The sequence below is a fragment of the Sagittula sp. MA-2 genome (assembly GCF_030126985.1).
In the GTDB taxonomy this organism is placed as follows: Bacteria; Pseudomonadota; Alphaproteobacteria; order Rhodobacterales; family Rhodobacteraceae; genus Sagittula.
This window is the reverse complement of sequence record NZ_CP126145.1, coordinates 1,394,133-1,411,962: the sequence shown is the minus strand read 5'-3', so window position 1 is coordinate 1,411,962 and position 17,830 is coordinate 1,394,133. Positions and strand designations below refer to the sequence as shown.

21 protein-coding genes and 1 other RNA gene are annotated in these 17,830 nt (G+C 65.9%); 10 read left to right on the top strand and 12 right to left on the bottom strand.

Going from position 1 to position 17,830, the window contains the following annotated elements:
* Nucleotides 1–16 precede the first annotated feature (16 nt).
* Nucleotides 17–1,402, top strand: a complete 1,386-nt coding sequence (locus QNI11_RS07105; RefSeq protein WP_283982881.1) for a hypothetical protein — start codon at nucleotides 17–19, stop codon at nucleotides 1,400–1,402.
* Nucleotides 1,403–1,422: 20 nt separating this feature from the next.
* On the opposite strand, the gene QNI11_RS07100 is transcribed toward QNI11_RS07105, so the two are convergent.
* Together QNI11_RS07100 and QNI11_RS07095 are read right to left on the bottom strand one after the other, a co-directional pair.
* A complete protein-coding gene (locus QNI11_RS07100; protein ID WP_283982880.1) occupies nucleotides 1,423–2,055 on the bottom strand; it encodes an inner membrane-spanning protein YciB in 633 nt (210 codons plus the stop codon).
* Nucleotides 2,056–2,087: 32 nt separating this feature from the next.
* Nucleotides 2,088–2,990: an EamA family transporter gene (locus QNI11_RS07095; protein WP_100927198.1), complete on the bottom strand. Its 903-nt coding sequence runs from the start codon at nucleotides 2,988–2,990 to the stop codon at nucleotides 2,088–2,090.
* Between the two features lie 78 nt (nucleotides 2,991–3,068).
* On the opposite strand from QNI11_RS07095, the gene QNI11_RS07090 reads away from it, so the two are divergent.
* A complete protein-coding gene (locus tag QNI11_RS07090; RefSeq protein WP_100927199.1) occupies nucleotides 3,069–3,560 on the top strand; it encodes an MgtC/SapB family protein in 492 nt (163 codons plus the stop codon).
* A 2-nt stretch (nucleotides 3,561–3,562) separates the two neighbouring features.
* On the opposite strand, the gene ftsY is transcribed toward QNI11_RS07090, so the two are convergent.
* Complete coding sequence (ftsY, locus tag QNI11_RS07085; RefSeq protein ID WP_283982879.1) at nucleotides 3,563–4,648, bottom strand: signal recognition particle-docking protein FtsY; 1,086 nt, start codon at nucleotides 4,646–4,648, stop codon at nucleotides 3,563–3,565.
* A gap of 102 nt (nucleotides 4,649–4,750) precedes the next feature.
* Here ftsY and QNI11_RS07080 point away from each other — a divergent pair, with 102 nt between their 5' ends.
* The gene (locus tag QNI11_RS07080; RefSeq protein WP_283982878.1) at nucleotides 4,751–5,647 is read left to right on the top strand and encodes a lytic transglycosylase domain-containing protein; all 897 of its coding nucleotides are present in this window, start codon (nucleotides 4,751–4,753) and stop codon (nucleotides 5,645–5,647) included.
* Between the two features lie 191 nt (nucleotides 5,648–5,838).
* Entirely contained in the window at nucleotides 5,839–5,982 is a 144-nt protein-coding gene (locus QNI11_RS07075) for a hypothetical protein (protein ID WP_283982877.1), read from the top strand.
* Between the two features lie 37 nt (nucleotides 5,983–6,019).
* On the opposite strand, the gene QNI11_RS07070 is transcribed toward QNI11_RS07075, so the two are convergent.
* Nucleotides 6,020–7,705, bottom strand: coding sequence for an NAD(P)H-dependent oxidoreductase subunit E (locus QNI11_RS07070; RefSeq protein WP_100927202.1), 1,686 nt, complete (start codon nucleotides 7,703–7,705; stop codon nucleotides 6,020–6,022).
* A gap of 185 nt (nucleotides 7,706–7,890) precedes the next feature.
* Between QNI11_RS07070 and QNI11_RS07065 the strand changes: the two genes are divergently transcribed.
* Together QNI11_RS07065 and QNI11_RS07060 are read left to right on the top strand one after the other, a co-directional pair.
* Nucleotides 7,891–8,895: an alkane 1-monooxygenase gene (locus QNI11_RS07065; RefSeq protein WP_283982876.1), complete on the top strand. Its 1,005-nt coding sequence runs from the start codon at nucleotides 7,891–7,893 to the stop codon at nucleotides 8,893–8,895.
* Nucleotides 8,896–8,993: 98 nt separating this feature from the next.
* A complete protein-coding gene (locus tag QNI11_RS07060) occupies nucleotides 8,994–9,398 on the top strand; it encodes a hypothetical protein (RefSeq protein WP_100927203.1) in 405 nt (134 codons plus the stop codon).
* A gap of 2 nt (nucleotides 9,399–9,400) precedes the next feature.
* On the opposite strand, the gene QNI11_RS07055 is transcribed toward QNI11_RS07060, so the two are convergent.
* Nucleotides 9,401–10,270, bottom strand: coding sequence for a LysR family transcriptional regulator (locus tag QNI11_RS07055; protein ID WP_283982875.1), 870 nt, complete (start codon nucleotides 10,268–10,270; stop codon nucleotides 9,401–9,403).
* Nucleotides 10,271–10,396: 126 nt separating this feature from the next.
* Between QNI11_RS07055 and QNI11_RS07050 the strand changes: the two genes are divergently transcribed.
* The 4 genes from QNI11_RS07050 to QNI11_RS07035 all read left to right on the top strand — a co-directional run bounded on the left by QNI11_RS07050 (nucleotide 10,397) and on the right by QNI11_RS07035 (nucleotide 12,507).
* Nucleotides 10,397–10,555, top strand: a complete 159-nt coding sequence (locus QNI11_RS07050) for a hypothetical protein (RefSeq protein WP_283982874.1) — start codon at nucleotides 10,397–10,399, stop codon at nucleotides 10,553–10,555.
* A gap of 119 nt (nucleotides 10,556–10,674) precedes the next feature.
* Complete coding sequence (locus tag QNI11_RS07045; RefSeq protein ID WP_100927205.1) at nucleotides 10,675–11,418, top strand: Bax inhibitor-1/YccA family protein; 744 nt, start codon at nucleotides 10,675–10,677, stop codon at nucleotides 11,416–11,418.
* Nucleotides 11,419–11,554: 136 nt separating this feature from the next.
* A complete protein-coding gene (locus QNI11_RS07040) occupies nucleotides 11,555–12,034 on the top strand; it encodes a VOC family protein (RefSeq protein WP_283982873.1) in 480 nt (159 codons plus the stop codon).
* A gap of 23 nt (nucleotides 12,035–12,057) precedes the next feature.
* On the top strand, nucleotides 12,058–12,507 hold the full coding sequence (locus QNI11_RS07035) for a cupin domain-containing protein (protein ID WP_283982872.1): 450 nt from the start codon (nucleotides 12,058–12,060) through the stop codon (nucleotides 12,505–12,507).
* Nucleotides 12,508–12,520: 13 nt separating this feature from the next.
* Here QNI11_RS07035 and QNI11_RS07030 read toward each other — a convergent pair whose 3' ends face one another.
* The 7 genes from QNI11_RS07030 to QNI11_RS07000 all read right to left on the bottom strand — a co-directional run bounded on the left by QNI11_RS07030 (nucleotide 12,521) and on the right by QNI11_RS07000 (nucleotide 17,673).
* Nucleotides 12,521–13,024 (bottom strand): GNAT family N-acetyltransferase, encoded by a 504-nt coding sequence (locus QNI11_RS07030; RefSeq protein ID WP_283982871.1) that lies wholly within the window; start codon nucleotides 13,022–13,024, stop codon nucleotides 12,521–12,523.
* Nucleotides 13,025–13,113: 89 nt separating this feature from the next.
* Nucleotides 13,114–13,461 carry a hypothetical protein gene (locus QNI11_RS07025; protein WP_283982870.1) on the bottom strand — a complete coding sequence of 116 codons (348 nt, stop codon included), beginning with the start codon at nucleotides 13,459–13,461 and terminating at the stop codon, nucleotides 13,114–13,116.
* Nucleotides 13,462–13,728: 267 nt separating this feature from the next.
* Nucleotides 13,729–13,896 (bottom strand): 50S ribosomal protein L33, encoded by a 168-nt coding sequence (rpmG, locus tag QNI11_RS07020; RefSeq protein ID WP_005856346.1) that lies wholly within the window; start codon nucleotides 13,894–13,896, stop codon nucleotides 13,729–13,731.
* A gap of 157 nt (nucleotides 13,897–14,053) precedes the next feature.
* An RNA gene (gene rnpB / locus QNI11_RS07015) (RNase P RNA component class A) lies at nucleotides 14,054–14,451 on the bottom strand.
* A 73-nt stretch (nucleotides 14,452–14,524) separates the two neighbouring features.
* Complete coding sequence (locus QNI11_RS07010) at nucleotides 14,525–15,241, bottom strand: alpha/beta fold hydrolase (protein WP_283982869.1); 717 nt, start codon at nucleotides 15,239–15,241, stop codon at nucleotides 14,525–14,527.
* A 357-nt stretch (nucleotides 15,242–15,598) separates the two neighbouring features.
* Nucleotides 15,599–16,624 carry a transporter substrate-binding domain-containing protein gene (locus QNI11_RS07005; RefSeq protein WP_283982868.1) on the bottom strand — a complete coding sequence of 342 codons (1,026 nt, stop codon included), beginning with the start codon at nucleotides 16,622–16,624 and terminating at the stop codon, nucleotides 15,599–15,601.
* Nucleotides 16,624–17,673: a LysM peptidoglycan-binding domain-containing protein gene (locus QNI11_RS07000; protein WP_283982867.1), complete on the bottom strand. Its 1,050-nt coding sequence runs from the start codon at nucleotides 17,671–17,673 to the stop codon at nucleotides 16,624–16,626. Before QNI11_RS07000 ends, QNI11_RS07005 begins: the two co-directional genes overlap by 1 nt.
* Nucleotides 17,674–17,830: the final 157 nt, after the last annotated feature.

The window sequence follows — 17,830 nt, the reverse complement described above, 5'->3', positions numbered from 1 at the left end:
ACGGAGACCGCCCGCCATGACCCTGCCCGACACGCTGCAACTGAACGCATGGACCGGCGGCGACAACACCGGCGCGGTCGATCCCGATCTGAAACGCCACCTGCTGGGCCTGCCCTTCGCCGGGCAGAGCCGCCGGCTGCCCGCCGCCCCCGTCCCGCAGGACCGATGGCAGGACCCGAAGGTCGGCTGGGGCGTGATCCTGCCGGAGAACCGCGAACTGACGCGCGCCGAACTGGCCACCGCCATGGACGCCCCTGCCCCGATCCGTGAACTGGTGGCGCGCCGCGGCGATGCGCCGGTCTTCCGGGTCGGCCAAGGCTGGCAGCCGGGCACCCTGCGCCGCTATGCGCCGGACGGCTCGGCCATGGACATCGACATTCACGCCGGGCGCATCGGCATGGCACCCGGCCATATCCCGCGCTACCTGCTGATCGTCGGCAGCCCGGCGCAGATCCCTTGGGACGTGCAGTATGACCTGCACCTGACCTACTTCACGGGCCGCCTCGACCTCGATGATACCGGACTGGGTCACTACGTCGACGCGTTGCTGTCCGACTGGCAGGGCAGTCCCGTGATGAAGGCGAACACGCTGTCCTGGACGGTCGATCACGGCGGCGGGGACATCACCACCCTGATGCGCAAGACCATCGGCGACCCGATCCACGACCGCTTTGCCACCGACCCGGTGCCCGAACTCGTCGCGGGCGCGCGGGTGGTGCGCGGGCCTCAGGCCACCCAAGCCGCACTGGCCGCCGCCATAGAAGAAAGGCATCCCTCCCTCATCGTGTCGACCAGCCACGGAGACACAGCGCCGCTGGATGACGTCGACCTGATGCGGCGGAACCTCGGCCTGCTGATCGACGCCGACCTGCGCCGCCTTGACCCTGCGCTTCTGAGCGGGACCGCCGCGCCATCGGGCGCGATCTGGTTCGCGCAGGCCTGCTGTTCTGCCGGAAGCTCGGCGCGCACCGCCTATGACGGCGTGCTGAAGGCCGGGACCGCCGCCGACCGGATCGTGCGGGCCGTGGCCGGATGTGGGGAAACGACAGCGCCCTTGCCGCGCGCCCTGCTGGGCGCGTCAAAACCGCTGCGCGCCTTCGTCGGCCACGTGGAGCCGACATTCGACTGGTCCCTGAAGAACCGGAAGACCGGGCAGTACGTGACGACCTCGATCCTCGAATGCTTTCATACGGGGTTGTTCACCGGCCAGCCCATCGGCATGGCGCTGGACCGGGTGCGCGCGACGGGTGCGTCCTTCCGCAACAGCCGCGACATCGCGGAGCAGCGCCTTCTGGCCAACCGCGACGAAAGCCAGCTTGGCGACATCCTTGCCGCGAAGCTGATTGCCGACGACTGGCGATCCATCGTCCTGCTGGGGGATCCGACCTGCCGGGTGTGCTGACACGACCCGGCCCGGAACGCTCACTCCGCCGGTTTGTCGGCCTCGGCCTCATCCTCGATGGCGTAAGTCTTGAACAGGCTGCCTTGGGTCATGAAGAAGGCAAAGACCGCCGCGGTCAGACCGAAGGTCTTGAAATAGACCCATGTCTCCGTCGACATGGTGCGCCAGATGACTTCGTTCAGGACCGCCAGCCCGAAGAACATCAGCATCACGCGGCGCGTCAGGATCATCCACCCTTCCTGCCGGAGCGGCATCAGCCCCTCCATCACCGCGCGCAGCCAGCTTTCGCCGCGCAGAAGCCCGATCCCCAGTGCCGTGCCGAACAGCAGGTAGATCAGCGTCGGCTTCATCTTGAAGAACCGGTCGTCGTTCAGCCAGACCGACAGGCCGCCGAAGATCACGATCAGCACCGCCGTCACAAGCTGCATCCGGCTGAGGTGCCCGGTCAGCTTCCACAACAGGCCGGTGGCGATCAGGAAGACCGGGATGAACCCGGCAGTGACCACGATGAAGCCCTCGTACTCCGTCCCGCCGATGGTGAAGATCCGGTCCTTCAGCGCAAGGTAGGCCGCGAAGAAGGCAAGCAGCGGCCCGAACTCCAGCGCGCTTTTCAGCATCGGGTTGATCGGGCGCGGCCCGGCTTGGTCGGTCATGTGAGGCTCCCTTTTGTCCCCAGATAGTGGCTTCAGCCGCCCAACTCAACGATCACCGCACCCGCCGCGATCAAGGTCATGAGAGCGATGCGCCGGGGGCCCACCGTTTCGCGCAGCACCAGCCAGCCGATGACCGCCGCGAAGACGGTAGAGGTTTCGCGCAGCACCGCCGCTTCGCCCACCTTGTCGAGCCGCGTCGCCAGCATGATGGAGCCGAAGCTGAAGAAGGCGACAAACGCGCCGATCACGCCCCGGACCATCAGGGGCGGAAGCTCCGGCTTCACCGCCATCGACCGCCAGCGCACTGCGGCGATGCCGGGCATGAGCCAGCCGTCGATGAAGAAGAACCACGCGAGGAAGGTGAACGGGTCCGCCGTGGCGCGGATGCCGTAGGCGTCATAGGTTGTGTAAAGCGCCACGAACAGGCCGGTCGCCACGCCGAACCCCAGGGCGGCAGGCAGCGTGTCCCGGTCGACCTCAAGGAAGATCAGGTTGTAGACGGCAAGCCCGAAGATCCCGCACAGCAGCACAGCGACACCCATCCACTGCATCGGCGCAAAGCGTTCGCCAAAGACCAGCGACGCGCCGATGACGGCGAACAGCGGGCCGGTGCCGCGCACCACCGGATAGACCACCGTGTAGGCGCCGCGCGTGTAGGCCAGGGCCTGCAGCACCTTGTAGAACGCGTGGATGACGAAGGCGCCGGCAAAGATCGGCCACATATGCGGCTCGGGCCACGGCACGACGAACAGCGCGAAGGGCGCCGCGATCAGGCCGTAACTTCCGTCGATGGCGCCGCGCGACAGCCACGGATCGTGGCGCCCCTTCTGAAGCGCGCCGAAAGCCGCGTGCAGGAACGCGGCCAGAACCGCCAGCCAGAGCGCAAGGGTGTGCCCCGCCTCCGTGCCCTCAAGGGAAATCAGCCAGTCGCTCATCGACACTCGTTCTCGGAACCCGGCGCCTTGTCGGGCGGTTGGAGGTTATGACGTTCTTGTAACACCCGGAGGTTCCGCATGTTTGAACAGGTCGCTGGCGAACTTGGGTCCAGCTTCTCTGTCGTCCCCGCATCGCTCGCGTTCACACGCTTGCTGGTGGCGGTGGTCCTGTCAGCAATTGTCGGATTGGAGCGGGAGTTGCAAGGCAAACCCGCCGGTCTCAGGACGCATATCCTCGTCGCGGTCGCCGCCTGCCTCTTCGTGCTCGTCGGGCAGGAGCTGTCGTCCATCGAGTTCGGCAATACAGGCGAACAGCGTCACGACCCGCTGCGGATGATCGAGGCGGTCACCGCCGGTGTCGCCTTCCTGGCGGCGGGCGTGATCTTCACCAGCGGCGGGCAGGTGCAGAACCTGACCACGGGCGCGTCGCTCTGGCTGTGCGGTGCCATCGGCCTCGGCTGCGGGGCGGGCAGCATCGCGCTGGCCTCCATGGCGACGGGGATCGTCGTTGTGGTGCTGTTCGTGCTGGGTCAGGTGGAGAAGTTGATCGGGACGAACAACGACGCCTGAACTCAGGGCTCCAGCCCGGTCAGGGCCGCCGCGAATTCCTCGGGGTCGAAGGGGGCCAGGTCGTCGATCTGCTCCCCCACCCCGATGGCGTGGATCGGCAGACCGAACTTGTCGGCCAGCGCCACCAGCACACCGCCCTTCGCCGTACCGTCGAGCTTTGTCATCACGAGGCCGGTCACATCCGCCAGCTGCCGGAACGCCTCGACCTGGATCAGGGCGTTCTGGCCGGTCGTGGCATCCAGCACCAGCAGCGTGTTGTGCGGCGCGTCGGGGTCCTTCTTGCGGATGACGCGGACAATCTTCGCCAGCTCCTCCATCAGGTCGGCGCGGTTCTGCAGCCGCCCCGCCGTGTCTATCATCAAGAGGTCCGCCCCCTCGGCCTGCGCCTTGCCCATCGCGTCGAAGGCGAGGCTGGCGGGGTCGGAGCCTTCGGGCGCCGTCAGCACGGGCACGCCCGCACGCTCGCCCCAGACCTGCAGCTGCTCGACCGCCGCCGCCCGGAAGGTGTCGCCGGCAGCGATGACCACCGATTTCCCGGCCGCCTTGAACTGGCTGGCGAGCTTGCCGATCGTCGTCGTCTTGCCCGATCCGTTCACGCCGACCACCAGCACGACCTGCGGCTTCTTGGGATACAGCGACAGGGGACGCGCGACGCTTTCCATCACGCGCGCGATCTCCTCGGCCAGCAGTTCCTTGATCTCGCGGGCCGAAACACGGCGGCCCATGCGCCCCTCGGCGATGTTCGAAGTCACGCGCAGCGCCGTATCGACCCCCATGTCAGAGGCGATCAGCAGCTCTTCGAGGCTTTCGAGCATGTCATCGTCCAGAACGCGGCGCGGCTCCGTGTCCTCGGGCTGGCCGATGAGGCGCCCCAGCAGGCCGGGCCGGCGCGTTCCCTGCGGCTCCGTCTCTTCCGGCAGCGGCATCGGCTCCATCACCGACATCGGCGCTTCGGGCGCCGGTGCGTCGGCAGATGCGTCGTCGGCAGCTGTCTCTTCGCTGCCCTCCTCGACGATGGCGTCGAGCCCTTCGTCGAGCTTGGAGGACGTCTTGAACAGACGGTTTTTCAGCTTTCCGAAAAACGACATGTGCGGGGCCCCGTACCTTCTGGATCAGTCACACCTAATACGCCGGGCCGCTTAATGAAAGTGTGAGTTGACCATCCATCCCGGTCCCCCCTTACTGCACCCATGCGCGTGTTCCTGTTCCTGCTTCTCCTCATACCGGCGTCACTTCAGGCCCGGCCCGACGAGCCGGGCAGCCTGTGCTCCTCTGGGGCCTTCGGGCAGGTACAGTGCATCCGCCCCTCGCATTTCGTGTACGACACCTGCCAGGCGCTGGAGGCCTTCGCCAACGATGCCGGAATCGACCCTCACTTCTTCGCCCGCCTGATCTGGCAGGAAAGCCGGTTCGACCCCAACGCCCTGTCACACGCCGATGCGATGGGGATCGCCCAGTTCATCGCTTCCACCGCCAGGTTGCGCGGGCTGCGTGACCCCTACAATCCGGCGGAGGCGCTGGAATACTCGGCGGAATACCTGGGAGAGCTGTCGCGGCGCTATGGCAACCACGGGCTTGCGGCGGTGGCCTACAACGGCGGCGAACGTCGCGCCGACGGGCTTGTGGCCCGGACCGGCGGCCTTGCAAAGGAAACCATCGACTACGTGAAGATCATCACCGGCCTGAAGGCCGAGACGTGGCGCGATGCCCCACCGGTGGAGCCGGACTTCGCGCTGGACGACGATCTGCCCTTCCGCGAGGCCTGCCACGAGCTGGGCCGCAAGCGACGGCTGACCGCCTACCCGGAACAGGAACCCTCGGGGCCCGTGGTGCCCGACTGGGGCGTGCAGGTCGCCTTCGGCGTGTCGGAGAAGGCCGCGCTGGCCAAGTTCCGCAGCACCACCCGGCGATGCCGGTCGGTGTTCGGCACGGAAGAACCGTTTCTCATCTGGTCGAAAAGCCGAGCCAGCCCGCGCGGCGGATATTACATGGCCCGCTTCGGCCGGGACAGCCGCGATGCCGCTTGGAACATGTGCAGCAAGCTCAAACGCAGCGGCTGCATCTGCGCGGTCTATCGCAACGACTGAAGCTGTGAATAAAGCGCCTGCTCTTTCACTTTTCAGGCCAATATTCCGCATCAAGGCCCTAAAACCGCGCCCGGCGCCGCTCTTTTCGAACATTCCCCCGGACGTCTGACATGCACGCAACTTGCTCAGGATCAAGGTTTATGCCGCTGGTCCGTGTCACAATGGGCCGTAGCAGAACAAAGGAGAGGCGAATGATCTATGTCCTGTTCGGCGCCGTGGCGCTGCTGACCCTGGCAGGTACGCAGGGCGCGCGGCCAAGCCGCCGTGTGGTTACAGTCCCGGCGCGGTCCGCCAAGCCACGCGCAAGCGTCCGGGTCCGGGTCCGGCCGAACTGAACCAAGAAGCAGGGCGGGACAGTCCCGCCCTGGCCCTTCAGATCTCGTCCGCGAAGTGCTGGATCGTCAGGCGGATCGGGTTCGGTGCCGCCTGCCCCAGCCCGCAGATCGAGGCATCCGCCATCGCCTGGCACAGCTCTTCGAGCAGCGGCTGGTCCCACTTCTCCGCCATCATCAGCTTGACCGCCTTTTCGCATCCCACGCGGCACGGGGTGCACTGGCCGCAGCTTTCGTCCTCGAAGAACTGCAACATATTGAGCGCGGCGTCGCGGGCGGAGTCCTTGTCGGAGAGCACCACGACCGCCGCCGAACCGATGAAGCTGCCGTGCGGCTGGAGCGTGTCGAAGTCCAGCGGGATGTCGTTCATCGACGCGGGCAGCAGTCCCGACGACGGGCCGCCCGGCTGGTAGGCCTTGAACGTATGCCCGTCGAGCATCCCGTCCGCCGCCTTGATGACATCCATGATCGTCGACCCCGCAGGCAGAAGGTGCACGCCCGGCGACTTCACGCGGCCCGACACAGAATAGGAACGCAGCCCCTTCCGGCCGTTCTTTTCCACCATCGACAGGATGTGCGACCCCTCGCGGCAGACCTTCGACACCCAGTAGAGCGTCTCGACGTTGTGGACGAGCGTCGGGCGGTCGAAGACGCCCACCTGCGCCACGTAGGGCGGACGATGGCGCGGGATGCCGCGCTTGCCCTCGATCGACTCGATCATCGCGCTTTCTTCGCCGCAGATGTAGGCGCCGGCGCCGCGACGCAGGTCGATGTAGTCCTTCTCGACGATCCCGGCCTCTTCCAGCGCACGGATCTCGCGGCGCAGGATCTCGATGATGCCCGGGTATTCGTCGCGCATATATATGAAGCAGCGCTCGGCCTCCACCGCCCAGGCGGCGATCAGCATTCCCTCAAGGAAAACATGGGGTTCGCCCTCGATGTACACGCGATCCTTGAAGGTGCCCGGCTCACCCTCGTCGCCGTTGACCGCAAGGTAGCGCGGCCCGGGATTGGCGCGCACGAAACCCCATTTGCGGCCCGAGGGGAAACCCGCGCCGCCCAGCCCGCGCAGCCCGGAGGACAGGATCTTTTCCTGCACCTCTTCCCAGTCGCCTTCGGCACGCAGCGCCTTGAGTTCGCTGTAGCCGCCCTCTTCGAGGTAGGCGGCAAGCGTCTCGTAGGGGTCGACATGGGCGTGGGTTTCGCCGGCTGCGATGGCCGCCTCCACCTTCTCCACCGTGGCGTGGCCGATATGGTTGTGCCCCAGTTCCAGCACCGGGGCGGTGTCGCAGCGGCCCATGCAAGGAGCGCGCAGCACGCGGACCTGATCCGGGTCCATGCCGTTTTCCAGCGCGGCGCGCAGCTGTTCCGCCCCGGCCAGTTCGCAGGACAGCGAATCGCAGACGCGGATCGTCAGTGCGGGCGGCGGCGTCTCCCCTTCCTTCACCACGTCGAAATGGGCGTAGAAGGTAGCGACCTCGTAGACCTCGGCCATGGACAGGCGCATTTCCTCGGCCAGCGCGCGCAGGTGTGCAGCCGACAGGCAGCGGTATTCATCCTGGATCAGATGCAGGAACTCGATCAGCAGGTCTCGGCGGCGCGGACGGTCGCCCAGAAGGTCGCGCACCTCGGCCCAGGCCTTGTCCTCTACCTGGCGACCCTTAGGGGTCCGGCGTCCCCGTCCCTTGCCCGATTTCCATACGCCCTTGCGCTCGTCGAGTGCCATTGACGCACCTCCCCGTATTCGTGTTGGCGCAGCTTACCGTCAGCCACGTCCCGGGCGCAGATGAAAAACGACGCCCTGGGGCATGGCTCCGCCGCGAAATGCCCCGTCTTTTGCCTGATGGGTGACGGAAAGTTCCGATAGAGGTAAGACATCCAATGGTATCGGGCAGCGTTCCGGGGGCAATGATGGCACGATTCACACTCGCGACGCTGGGCATGGTGGCGCTTCTGGCGCTGGCCATGGTTCTCGGTTCGCCCTTCCCGGTGCTGGCCTTGCTCTACATCACCGTCTTCACCTTCTTCATGGACAAGCTGACGGCCCTAGCCGCGCCGGACCGGCCGGAGGCGGAGTTCCCGGTGGGGGATGCGCTGTCGGTGACGCTTGGCCTGCTGCACTTTCCGCTGCTGTACGGTGGCGTCTGGGGCGTAGCAGAAGGCGCCATGTCCGTCTTGGACAAGGTCTGCCTGTTCGCGGCGCTGGGTCTGTTCCTCGGCCAAGTGTCGAACTCGAACGCGCACGAGCTGATCCACCGCTCCCCCCGCGCCATGCGGCGGTTGGGCGTTGCGGTCTACTCCTCGGTGTTGTTCGGGTTCCATGCCTCTGCGCACACCCGCGTGCACCACGTCCATGCCGCCACGCCGAAGGATCCCAACTCAGCCCCCATGGGCGAAGGGTATTGGCGCTTCGCCATGCGGGCCTGGCGCGGCGCACTGGTCGAAGGCTTCCGGGCAGAGCGGCGGCTGGGTCGCCGGGGTCTGTCGCACCCCTATGCGGCCTATGGCCTTGGCGCGGTTTTGTCGCTGGTGATCGCCGGGGCCGTTGCGGGGCTGCCGGGCGTTCTGGTGCTGCTCGGGCTCGCGGCCTACGCGCAGGCGCAACTGCTGCTGTCGGATTACGTCCAGCACTACGGCCTGCGCCGCAAGGAGGTGGCGCCGGGCAAGTACGAACCCGTCGGCCCCGCCCACAGCTGGAACGCGCCACAGGGCTTTTCGTCGGCGCTGATGCTGAACGCGCCGCGTCACTCCGACCACCACGCGCATCCGTCGCGGCATTACCCCGGGCTGGAACTGGACCGTGCCGCCATGCCGATCCTACCGCATTCGCTGCCCGTCATGGCGGTCCTTGCGCTGGTGCCGCCGCTCTGGCGCCGCGTCATGGACAAGCGCGTGCGCCACTGGCAGACCGCCTGACGCGCACCCGGGCGATCCTCCGCCCACGGGCGCCATGGCTTTAACCATTCGGTAATCTCTGACCTTGCCTCCGGCGGCAAATGTGGCAGGATTGGGGCATGAAACAGATCCTGTCCGGCGCGCTGGCGCTTGCCCTCTCCGCTGCCCCCGCATTCGCCGCCGAGCCGCTGTCGGCCAATGCCTTCGAAAGCTACGTGGACGGCAAAACGCTGTACTACGGCCTCTCGGGCGATGCCTACGGGGTCGAGGAATACCTGCCCAACCGCCGCGTGCGCTGGTCCTTCCTCGATGGCAAATGCAAGGAAGGCTACTGGTACGAGGCCGAGGGCTCGCAGATCTGTTTCGTCTACGAGGACAGCCCCGACCCGCAATGCTGGACCTTCTTCCGCGAGGGCAGCAAGCTGCGCGCGGTATTCGAGAACGATCCGTCCTCCACCGTCCTCTACGAGGCGCGCCAGAACGACGAACCGATGATGTGCTACGGTCCCGACGTCGGCGTCTGAGATCAGGCGGCGTCGCGGGACAGCCCGCGCACGGCCATCATGCCCTGCCGGATATAGTCGACCATCACCTCGGTGATCGCGGTCTTGCCGTTCCCGGCATAGAGATTTATGTTCTGCGTGCCGAGGTCGGGCAACAACCCATCTTCGAGATATTTCACGTAGGTCGGCGCATGGCCCTGCAACCGCGCGGTCACCGCGAGGTCGGCGCTGATCGTCGCATCCACCGTCATGTCGCTGTCCGAATCCACCGCCAGCTCCCACGAGACATTCTCCGCATCGAGCCGCGCGAGCGCGAATTCCCGGAACCCGCAGGACCGGCAGAAGGCCACGCGCAACGGACGTGACTTGTAGGCCTGCCCGTCCGGAGCCCCGATCCAGCGCAGCGGCACTTCCATCAGAGTCTCGCCGCCCTGGTCCACGCCGGCCTCGGTCGTCATGATGACATCCGCCTCGCCACGGGCGAACTTTGCCTTCAGTTCCCTGGTGAAGCTGCTGAGAAGCTGGACCTTCACGCAGGGATGCGTGCGCCCCATCCGTTGCAGGACCTGCGGAATCACCGGGTAGACGATGTCGTGCGGCACGCCCAGGACGATCTCTCCCTCCCAGCTCTGGCAGGTCAGGCGGGTGTAGATCTCGTCGTTCATCTCCACCATGCGCTGCGCGTAGGACAGAAGCTGCGCGCCCGCCGGGGTCAGGCTGACACCGCGCCCGCTGCGTTCCAGCAGCCGGAGGCCCAGCATCTCCTCCAGCCGTTTGAGCTGCATCGACACGGCCGATTGCGTCAGGTTCAGGAAACCAGCGGCGCGCGTCACGCCGCCGGCCTCTGCGACGGCGACGAAGGACCTCAGAACGGTGATGTCGAGATTTCTCATCCATTACGCTCCGTGATGGGAGGAAGCAAAAACATTCACTTCGAATATCAAGCAGACTGTGCCAAATTCATCAACAGAAAATTATCGACACACCCGAACACATCACAACTTCTGAAAGACGACGCCATGTATCATGCCGCCGAACGATATTTTCGTGCGCTTCTGCCCCGTGCCGAAGGCCGCGGCCGGACCCGCCTGAACGCCACCGACCTGCGTGAAGTGAACCGCTACGAAGGGTACGAACAACCCGTCCGGTGGAATGCACCGCCTTTTTGGCGCATCTGACGCGTATGTTATGTCCCAAGACCTCTCGAAAGCTTGAATATTCATGCCTCTCTGCCAATATCTCTGCCATGTTCCCCGAATAGCGTGTCGGGGCGATATGTACGCAAACGGAGGCATTGATGGCTGAATATCAAACGATCGGGGCACGGGGCGTATCCGGTGCCCGCAGCGCCCAGATTGACGAGGGGCTGCGCGCTCATATGAACAAGGTTTACGCGCTGATGTCCGGCGCGCTGCTGATGACGTTCGCGCTGGCTTACCTCGTGGCATCCAGCCCGGCCCTTCAGCAGGTTCTGCTGGTCTCGCCGGTGGTCTGGGTCGTGATCTTCGGCCCGCTGGCCTTCGTGTTGATCGCGTCCTTCGCGTTCCACAAGCTGTCCGTCGTCGCGCTGAACGCTCTCTTCTGGGCCTACGCGGCCCTGACCGGTGTGTCGCTGGCCACGATCTTCATCATGTTCGACATGATGCAGGTCATCACCGGCCTCGCCTATACCGCTGTCGCGTTCCTCGGCCTGTCGCTGACCGGCTACCTGACGAAGCGCAACCTTGGCCCGATCCACCAGGTCGCCGTGATGATGGTGTGGGGCCTCGTCGCCTTCGCGCTGATCAGCATGCTGTTTGGTGGTATGGGCGGCAACGCCTTCTGGTGGATGAACGTGGCAATCCTCGGCTTGTTCGCGGTCCTGACCGCAACCTCGACGCAGGAGATCAAGAACACCTACCTCGAGGCGCGCACCCACGGCGGCCCGGAGGCACAGCTGTTCCTCGAGAAAGCCGCGATCATCGGCGCGCTGCAGCTCTACATCTCGTTCATCGCGATGTTCCGCTCGATCATGTATCTCTTCATGGGCGGCGACGACTGATCGCAAGATCCACTGAATTGAACGAAGGGCCGGTCCAGCGACCGGCCCTTTTTCGTTGCCCGGCCCATCTTCCCGTTGCACATCGCGCGACACTTATGTTGACATCAACTAAATATCATCGCCGGGAGCATTCCAGATGACAATTGCGAAGAACACCGTCTGCCTCTGGTACGACAACGACGCGGAAGGCGCCGCCAACTTCTACGCGCAGACCTTCCCCGACAGCGAGGTCACCTCTGTCAGCCGCGCGCCAGCCGACTTTCCCGGCGGCAAGGAAGGCGACGTGCTGGTCGTCGGTTTCACCGTGCTGGGCCTTCCCTGCATCGGGCTGAACGGCGGCCCGGTCTTTCCGCAGACGGAGTCCTTCTCCTTCCAGGTGGCCACGAACACGCAGGAAGAGACAGACCGCTACTGGGACGCTATCGTCGGAAACGGCGGTCAGGAAAGCGCCTGCGGCTGGTGCAAGGACCAATGGGGCGTGAACTGGCAGATCACCCCGCGCGTGCTGACGGAGGCGCTGGCAGCCGGCGGCGACGAAGCGAAGCGCGCGTTCAAGGCGATGATGACGATGCACAAGATCGACGTCGCGGCCATCGAAGCCGCCCGGCGCGGCTGACGGATTGAAGACTGGAGGCCCAGGTGCCGAAGTGGACGACAGACGATCTTGTGACGGAGCAGAGCGACGGTCCCTGCGGTCGCGCGGATATCGTGAAGCTGTCCGACACCGGCGGCCTGACGCAGTTCGGCGCGGTGATCGAGACGCTGTATCCCGGTGCAAGGTCCTCTAACACGCACTGGCATACCGACGAGGACGAATTGGTCCACATGCTGGAGGGCGAGGTCGTGCTGGTCGAGGGCGACAGCGAAGCGACGCTCCGGGCAGGCGATACGGCGACGTTCAAGGCGGGCGTGCCGGTTGGTCACCGGCTGGACAACCGCAGCGACGCCCCTGCCCGCTACCTCGTCGTGGGCACCCGTGCCATGCGCGACACGGTGACCTACACCGACGCGGGGCGCGCCAAGCAATTCGACGGGGGCCAGACGCGCTGGACCGACCTGGACGGCAACCCGTCCGAAAATCCGTTCTGACAGATCCGGCGGATCACAAGGGCAGCGACAGCAGGGTGACCGGAAACGCCACGCCGCCGCCGAAGGTCATGGCGCTGTCGCCGATGCTGCGGAAGCCGAGCGACTTGTAGAATGGCGTGGCGGTCAGGGTGCTCTTGCAGTGCAGCACGCGGATGCCCGCGCCCCGCGCGTCGCGGATGACGTGTGTCATGAGCCGCGTGCCGATTCCCCTGCGGACGGCGTCAGGGTCGGTGGCGAGGTGACGGACGTATCCCACGCCCGGCACACGCCCCGCCCCACCGGGCATGGCCTGCGACCAGCCGCCAGCCCCCAGCAGGGACGTTCCGCTTTCCGCGACGAAGTACAGGCCGGAGGCGATAAGCTCCGGCTGTGCGCGCGCGATGGCGGGCAAGGCAAAGACAAGTGTCGAGGGGGGATAGTCTACCGCCAAGAGCCGCGCGTAGCTGCGGCGATAGAGGTCGTCCAGCCGGGAGATGTCCTGCCGTGTCGCTGGGCGTATGGTGATCTGCTCGGCCAAATCCGTGCCTCCGGTGACGGAGTATTCCGGGATCCGGCCGGCCTGGCAAATCACAACCGGCGCCCTCGTGGGGCGCCGGCCGGATCGATTCAGTTCAGGGCCAGCTCCTGAACCATGGTGTTGCGGGTGGACACGGTCAGCGCGTCGCCCTCGCGGGTAAAGCTGTAGAGCTGCCCGACATGACCCGGCAGGCCGAAGGTGACAGAGTCGCCGTCAGCAAGCGCCATGATGATGCGGCCCTGATCGTCCGCATCGTTGCGCGCGGCGTAGTAGCCGACGACCTCGAAGCTCTCGCCTGCCTTGGTCCAGTAGACGGACATGTCGGTCGTGGACTGGTGCAGCGTGGCACCGGCCATCGGCGTGTCGAGGGTGACGGTCTCGGCTGCGGCGGCGACGGGAAGGGAAACAAGGGCGGTGAGTGCAAGCGTGCGGAACATATCGATTTCTCCAGTTTTCTGCGAAGCGCCAGGCCGGTTGCCAGGCGCCAAAATTCTGCATTGCAGCATGACAGAACGCGCAGCGGAGGACCAATGCAGAATGGGAAAGCCCGTTATGACGTGAAATCAATATGTTAACAGTATGCAACGGTAGACCGAACCGGTCAAGACCATTTCGCTGTTGCAGAAAAATGCATCAAAGACACGAAAAAAGCCGCGCGGATACACCGTCGCGGCCTTTGTGGGTCGTACCGGAAAGGGGCAGGATTACTTGATCTTGCCTTCCTTGTATTCGACGTGCTTGCGCGCAACCGGGTCGAACTTCCGGATGGTCATCTTCTCGGTCATGGTACGCGCGTTCTTCTTGGTCACGTAGAAGTGGCCGGTGCCTGCGGTCGAGTTCAGGCGGATCTTGATCGTGGTCGGCTTCGCCATTGGTCGTCTCCTGCAACACGCGGGGCGCCGCGCGTGAAATTCGTATGAAGCCCGCCTTTTACTTACTGCGCGGCCCGAGTCAACCGTCTCGTGACAGTTTGTCTGCGGGCGTTGTCCGGCAGGCGGCCGGCGGCCTGTCCCGGCGCGCAGGCCGGTGGTGCGTGGAGGGCCTGTAAGCCGGATTCTGTTGTCGGGGTTGCCCCCTCAGACGACCATTCCTCTGGGCCGCACGTTGCCGCGCGGCTCTAGCTGCCAACCCGGACCTCTCGGGCCAAAGCCGCCCTGTCCCGATATCCCGCAAGCGGGATCAGCCGGACGCGAGGTCCCTACACGGCATTGCTCCCGGTGGGGCTTGCCAAGCGGGCGATGTTGCCATCCCCCCGGTGGGCTCTTACCCCACCGTTTCACCCTTACCTGCCGACGGGCGGCAGGCGGTCTGTTTTCTGTGGCGCTTTCCGTCAGGTTGCCCTGCCCGGGCGTTACCCGGCACCGGCGCTTTGGCGAGTCCGGACTTTCCTCCCTGGGTTGCCCCAAGGCGGCCGTCCGGCCCTCCACGCGCGACCGACATAGGCGGGGCGGCGGGGCTTGGCAATCCCGCCCGTGGCCGCCCGTGACTGTCGGTCTACTCTCAGCGCAGGACCAGCGGCATGGACAGCCACTCTGACAGGGCATCGGCCACGGCGTCAGGCTGTTCCAGCACCGCCATGTGGGCGGCCCCCTCGATCACCCGCAATGTGGCGCCGCGGATCAGTTCCGCCATGAATTCATGCCGTTTGACCGGCAACTGACGGTTGGCGGCGCCGCACATGACCATGGTCGGCACGGCGATGCGGCGCAGCGTGCCTTGCTGGTCGCGGCGGCGCTGGAGCGCACGGATCTGGCGCGTCATGACCTCCACGCCGAGGCCCGTGGCCATTTCCTTCAGCAATGCCGATATCTCGCCACGCCACGGTCCGGGGGCAAGCTCCGACAGGCGCAGCGCCTCCGCAAAGACCGTCTCGACCTTGCCGGTGCGGGCCCGCGCGCGGACGATCAGAGGGTCCCGCTCGGCCGCCTGCTGCGGCGTGTCGGCCAGCGGCGTGGTGTCCATGAGGCACAGGCGCGACACGCGGTCCGGCGCCCTGCGGACGATCTCGATCGCGACGATGCCGCCCAGCCCCTGCCCCGCCAGCGCGCACCGCTTCGGAAGCACGTCGAGCAGCGCCGAGGCGATCTCCTCGACCCGCTCGCCCTCCGTCAGCGGCGCCGCCATGACTGCGCGGCTGCGCGACAGATCCGCAAGCTGCGGTCCGAACAGGCGGGCGTCGCACAGGATATCCGGCAGGAAGACAATGGCCTCACGCATGTGCGTCCCTGCACCCCTGCCCGCCGCCTGTTGTCGTCACGCTTGCACCCCATACGAAGCCGATCCCTGCGGCGGCGACCCTATCAGACACGGCAGCAGGGAAAAGAGGGGGTCCGGGGCCGGCGCGGGCGGGCAATCGCCGACGTCGCCGGTCGTAATCCGGTGCCGGGAGCGAGGCAGATGCGCCTTGCGAACCCTATCATCCTCCAGCGCACGAAAAGCGCCCCCTGCGACCGGCCTTGCCTCTGCCCTGACACGCGCCAGAACACGGCTTCCCGGACGCGCACACATACGCACGACCGCGGGGGCTGGGTCCAAATCAGGCGTCTGTCGCTCCCTTCGGGCAAGGACCCCGTTTCACTGCGTCTTGATCTGGTCCCAGAAGACCCCGAGGTGCCTCGACACGATCTGGCTGTAGCGGTCGCTGTCCTTCAGCGCCGCCAGCCCCGCGTTGAAGCGATAGAGGAAGGTCGTCCCGCGCCAGTGCGTCTTCGAAATGATGACATGCAAGCCTTCGGTGGCCAGCGGCTTGTCCAGCGGCACGGCGCGGCCCCTCAGGCCCATCTCCTCGATGGTCTGCGCGCCGAGGAAGACGTTGACCGTCACCGCATCTACGTCGCCATCCATCAGCAACTGGAAACAGGCCTGCGGACTGTCGGCCTGCACGAGATCGATCAGCCCCTTCGTGACCCACTCCCGCCCCGGACGGTCGAGGTCGTGAGTGAAATAGCCCTTCGGCCGGCAGAGCCGCTTGCCCACGATGTCCGCGTCGCTCTCATAGGTGAAGCCGTCCCCCTCGCGCACGAAGAGCAGCACGAGGATCTCCACCAGCGGGTCGGAGAAATGGAAGTTCGCGCAGCGCTCGTTGCCGGGCGTGGCCGCGCAGTCGGGCTTGTACCATGGGAAGCCCATGTCGAACGTCTTTTCCGCCAGATCGGGAAAGAGATGTTCGGACCAGTCGTCCTCCCAAGTGATCGAATATGTCACGGGGGCAGGCGTCGCCTCCATCGCGGCATTGACGATCTCGGTGATCATGCCCTGCCCCGGCCAGTCCTGATCGGTGAAGGGAGCAAAGTTGCCGCCGGTCAGCAGCTTCAGCTCCGCATCGTCCCGGCGCAGCGGCGTGGCATCGGCGGCCTCCGTCCCCGGCGCGCAGGGCAGCTGCAGCACGTCGCCGGGCGCCACCTGGAAGACCGAAGCCTGCAGCGCCGCCTCGTTGGCATAGTAGATCAGCGTCCACTTCTCCGGATCGCCATACCGCGTCTCGGCGATGGTAAAGACCGTGTCGCCGGTCTTCACCGTGTAGTCCTCCGGCGCGCAGGTCTGAGCGGCGGCGGCGCAGGTGCTCAGGGCCAGCGCGGCGGTGCTCCTGAGAAGGAACATCAGAGCCCCGCCCAGATCGACGACATGTGCTTGTCGATGACCGTCAGGTATTCGCCGCTGTCTCGCATCGTGGCGAGCCCGTCGTTGAAGGCGGCGATCAGCGCCTCGGCCCGCGGATTGGAGCGGTGGGCGACCACGTGCAGCCCCTCGATGGCCAGCGGGCGCGACAGTTGCAACTCAACCGCGTCGCCCAGCCCCATGTCCTTCAGCACCACGCGGCCGGTGAATTCGTTCATCGCCACCGCATCGGCAGAGCCGGACACCAGCCGCATGAAGCAATTCTCGGCACTCGCGGGCTGCTGCAGGCGGGCGCCGACGCGGGCGAGGTAGCCCGCACTCTGCCCCTGCCGCGATGCACCGGCATGCCCCAGCGGCGCGCAGACCCGCAGGCCTTCAAGATTGGCCTCCTGCTGGTAGGTCACGCCCGCCCCCTTGGCGGTGAACAGCACGACCAGCATCTCGAACATCGGTTCGGAATAGACATAGTCGGTGCAGAGGGCGGAGGTCGCGTCGCCGCAGTCCGGCTTGCGCCAGGGAAAGGTCAGATCGACCATCCCCTCGGACAGCATCGGGTCGAGGTGCACGGAGCGGTCGTTGACCCAGTAGAACCTGTGCGCGCCGGTGTCGTCGTTGGCGACGAAGGCGCGGTTGACGATATCCGTGATCATGCCGGACGACATCTGCAGTCGGTTGGTGAAGGGCTTGAAGTCGTCCCCGGCGAGCAGCCTGACGTCAACGCCCTTGCGGCTTTCGTCGGCGCTGCGCTGGCGTTGGGCTTGCACCTCTTCGGCGGAGCGGACAGGTTGCGGATCGGACATGGCGGTCCGCAGGACGGGCGTGCCGCCTTCGAGCCCAGCGGGCAGGCCGTTGATGCAGGGCATCCGGTAGGTCTGGCCGACGCGGATCGCATCCGGGCTGGCGATGATCTCCATGTTGGTGCGGTAGATCGCGCTCCACTGGCCCACGTCCTTGTAAAGCCGGTCGGCAATCAGCGACAGCGAGTCGCCGCGCTGCACAGTGTAGAGACCGCCGCATGTTTCCTGCGCCATGGCCGTCCCGCCGAATGCCGTTCCCGAAAGCACGGCCACCGCCGCCCACACACCTGCACACCTGACCATTTCAACCGTCCCCAACTGTTGCTGGGTCAAAAAATGCGCGCATGTAGTGGTTTCGGTCAACTATTCATCTATGGAATGTGGCGTTGCC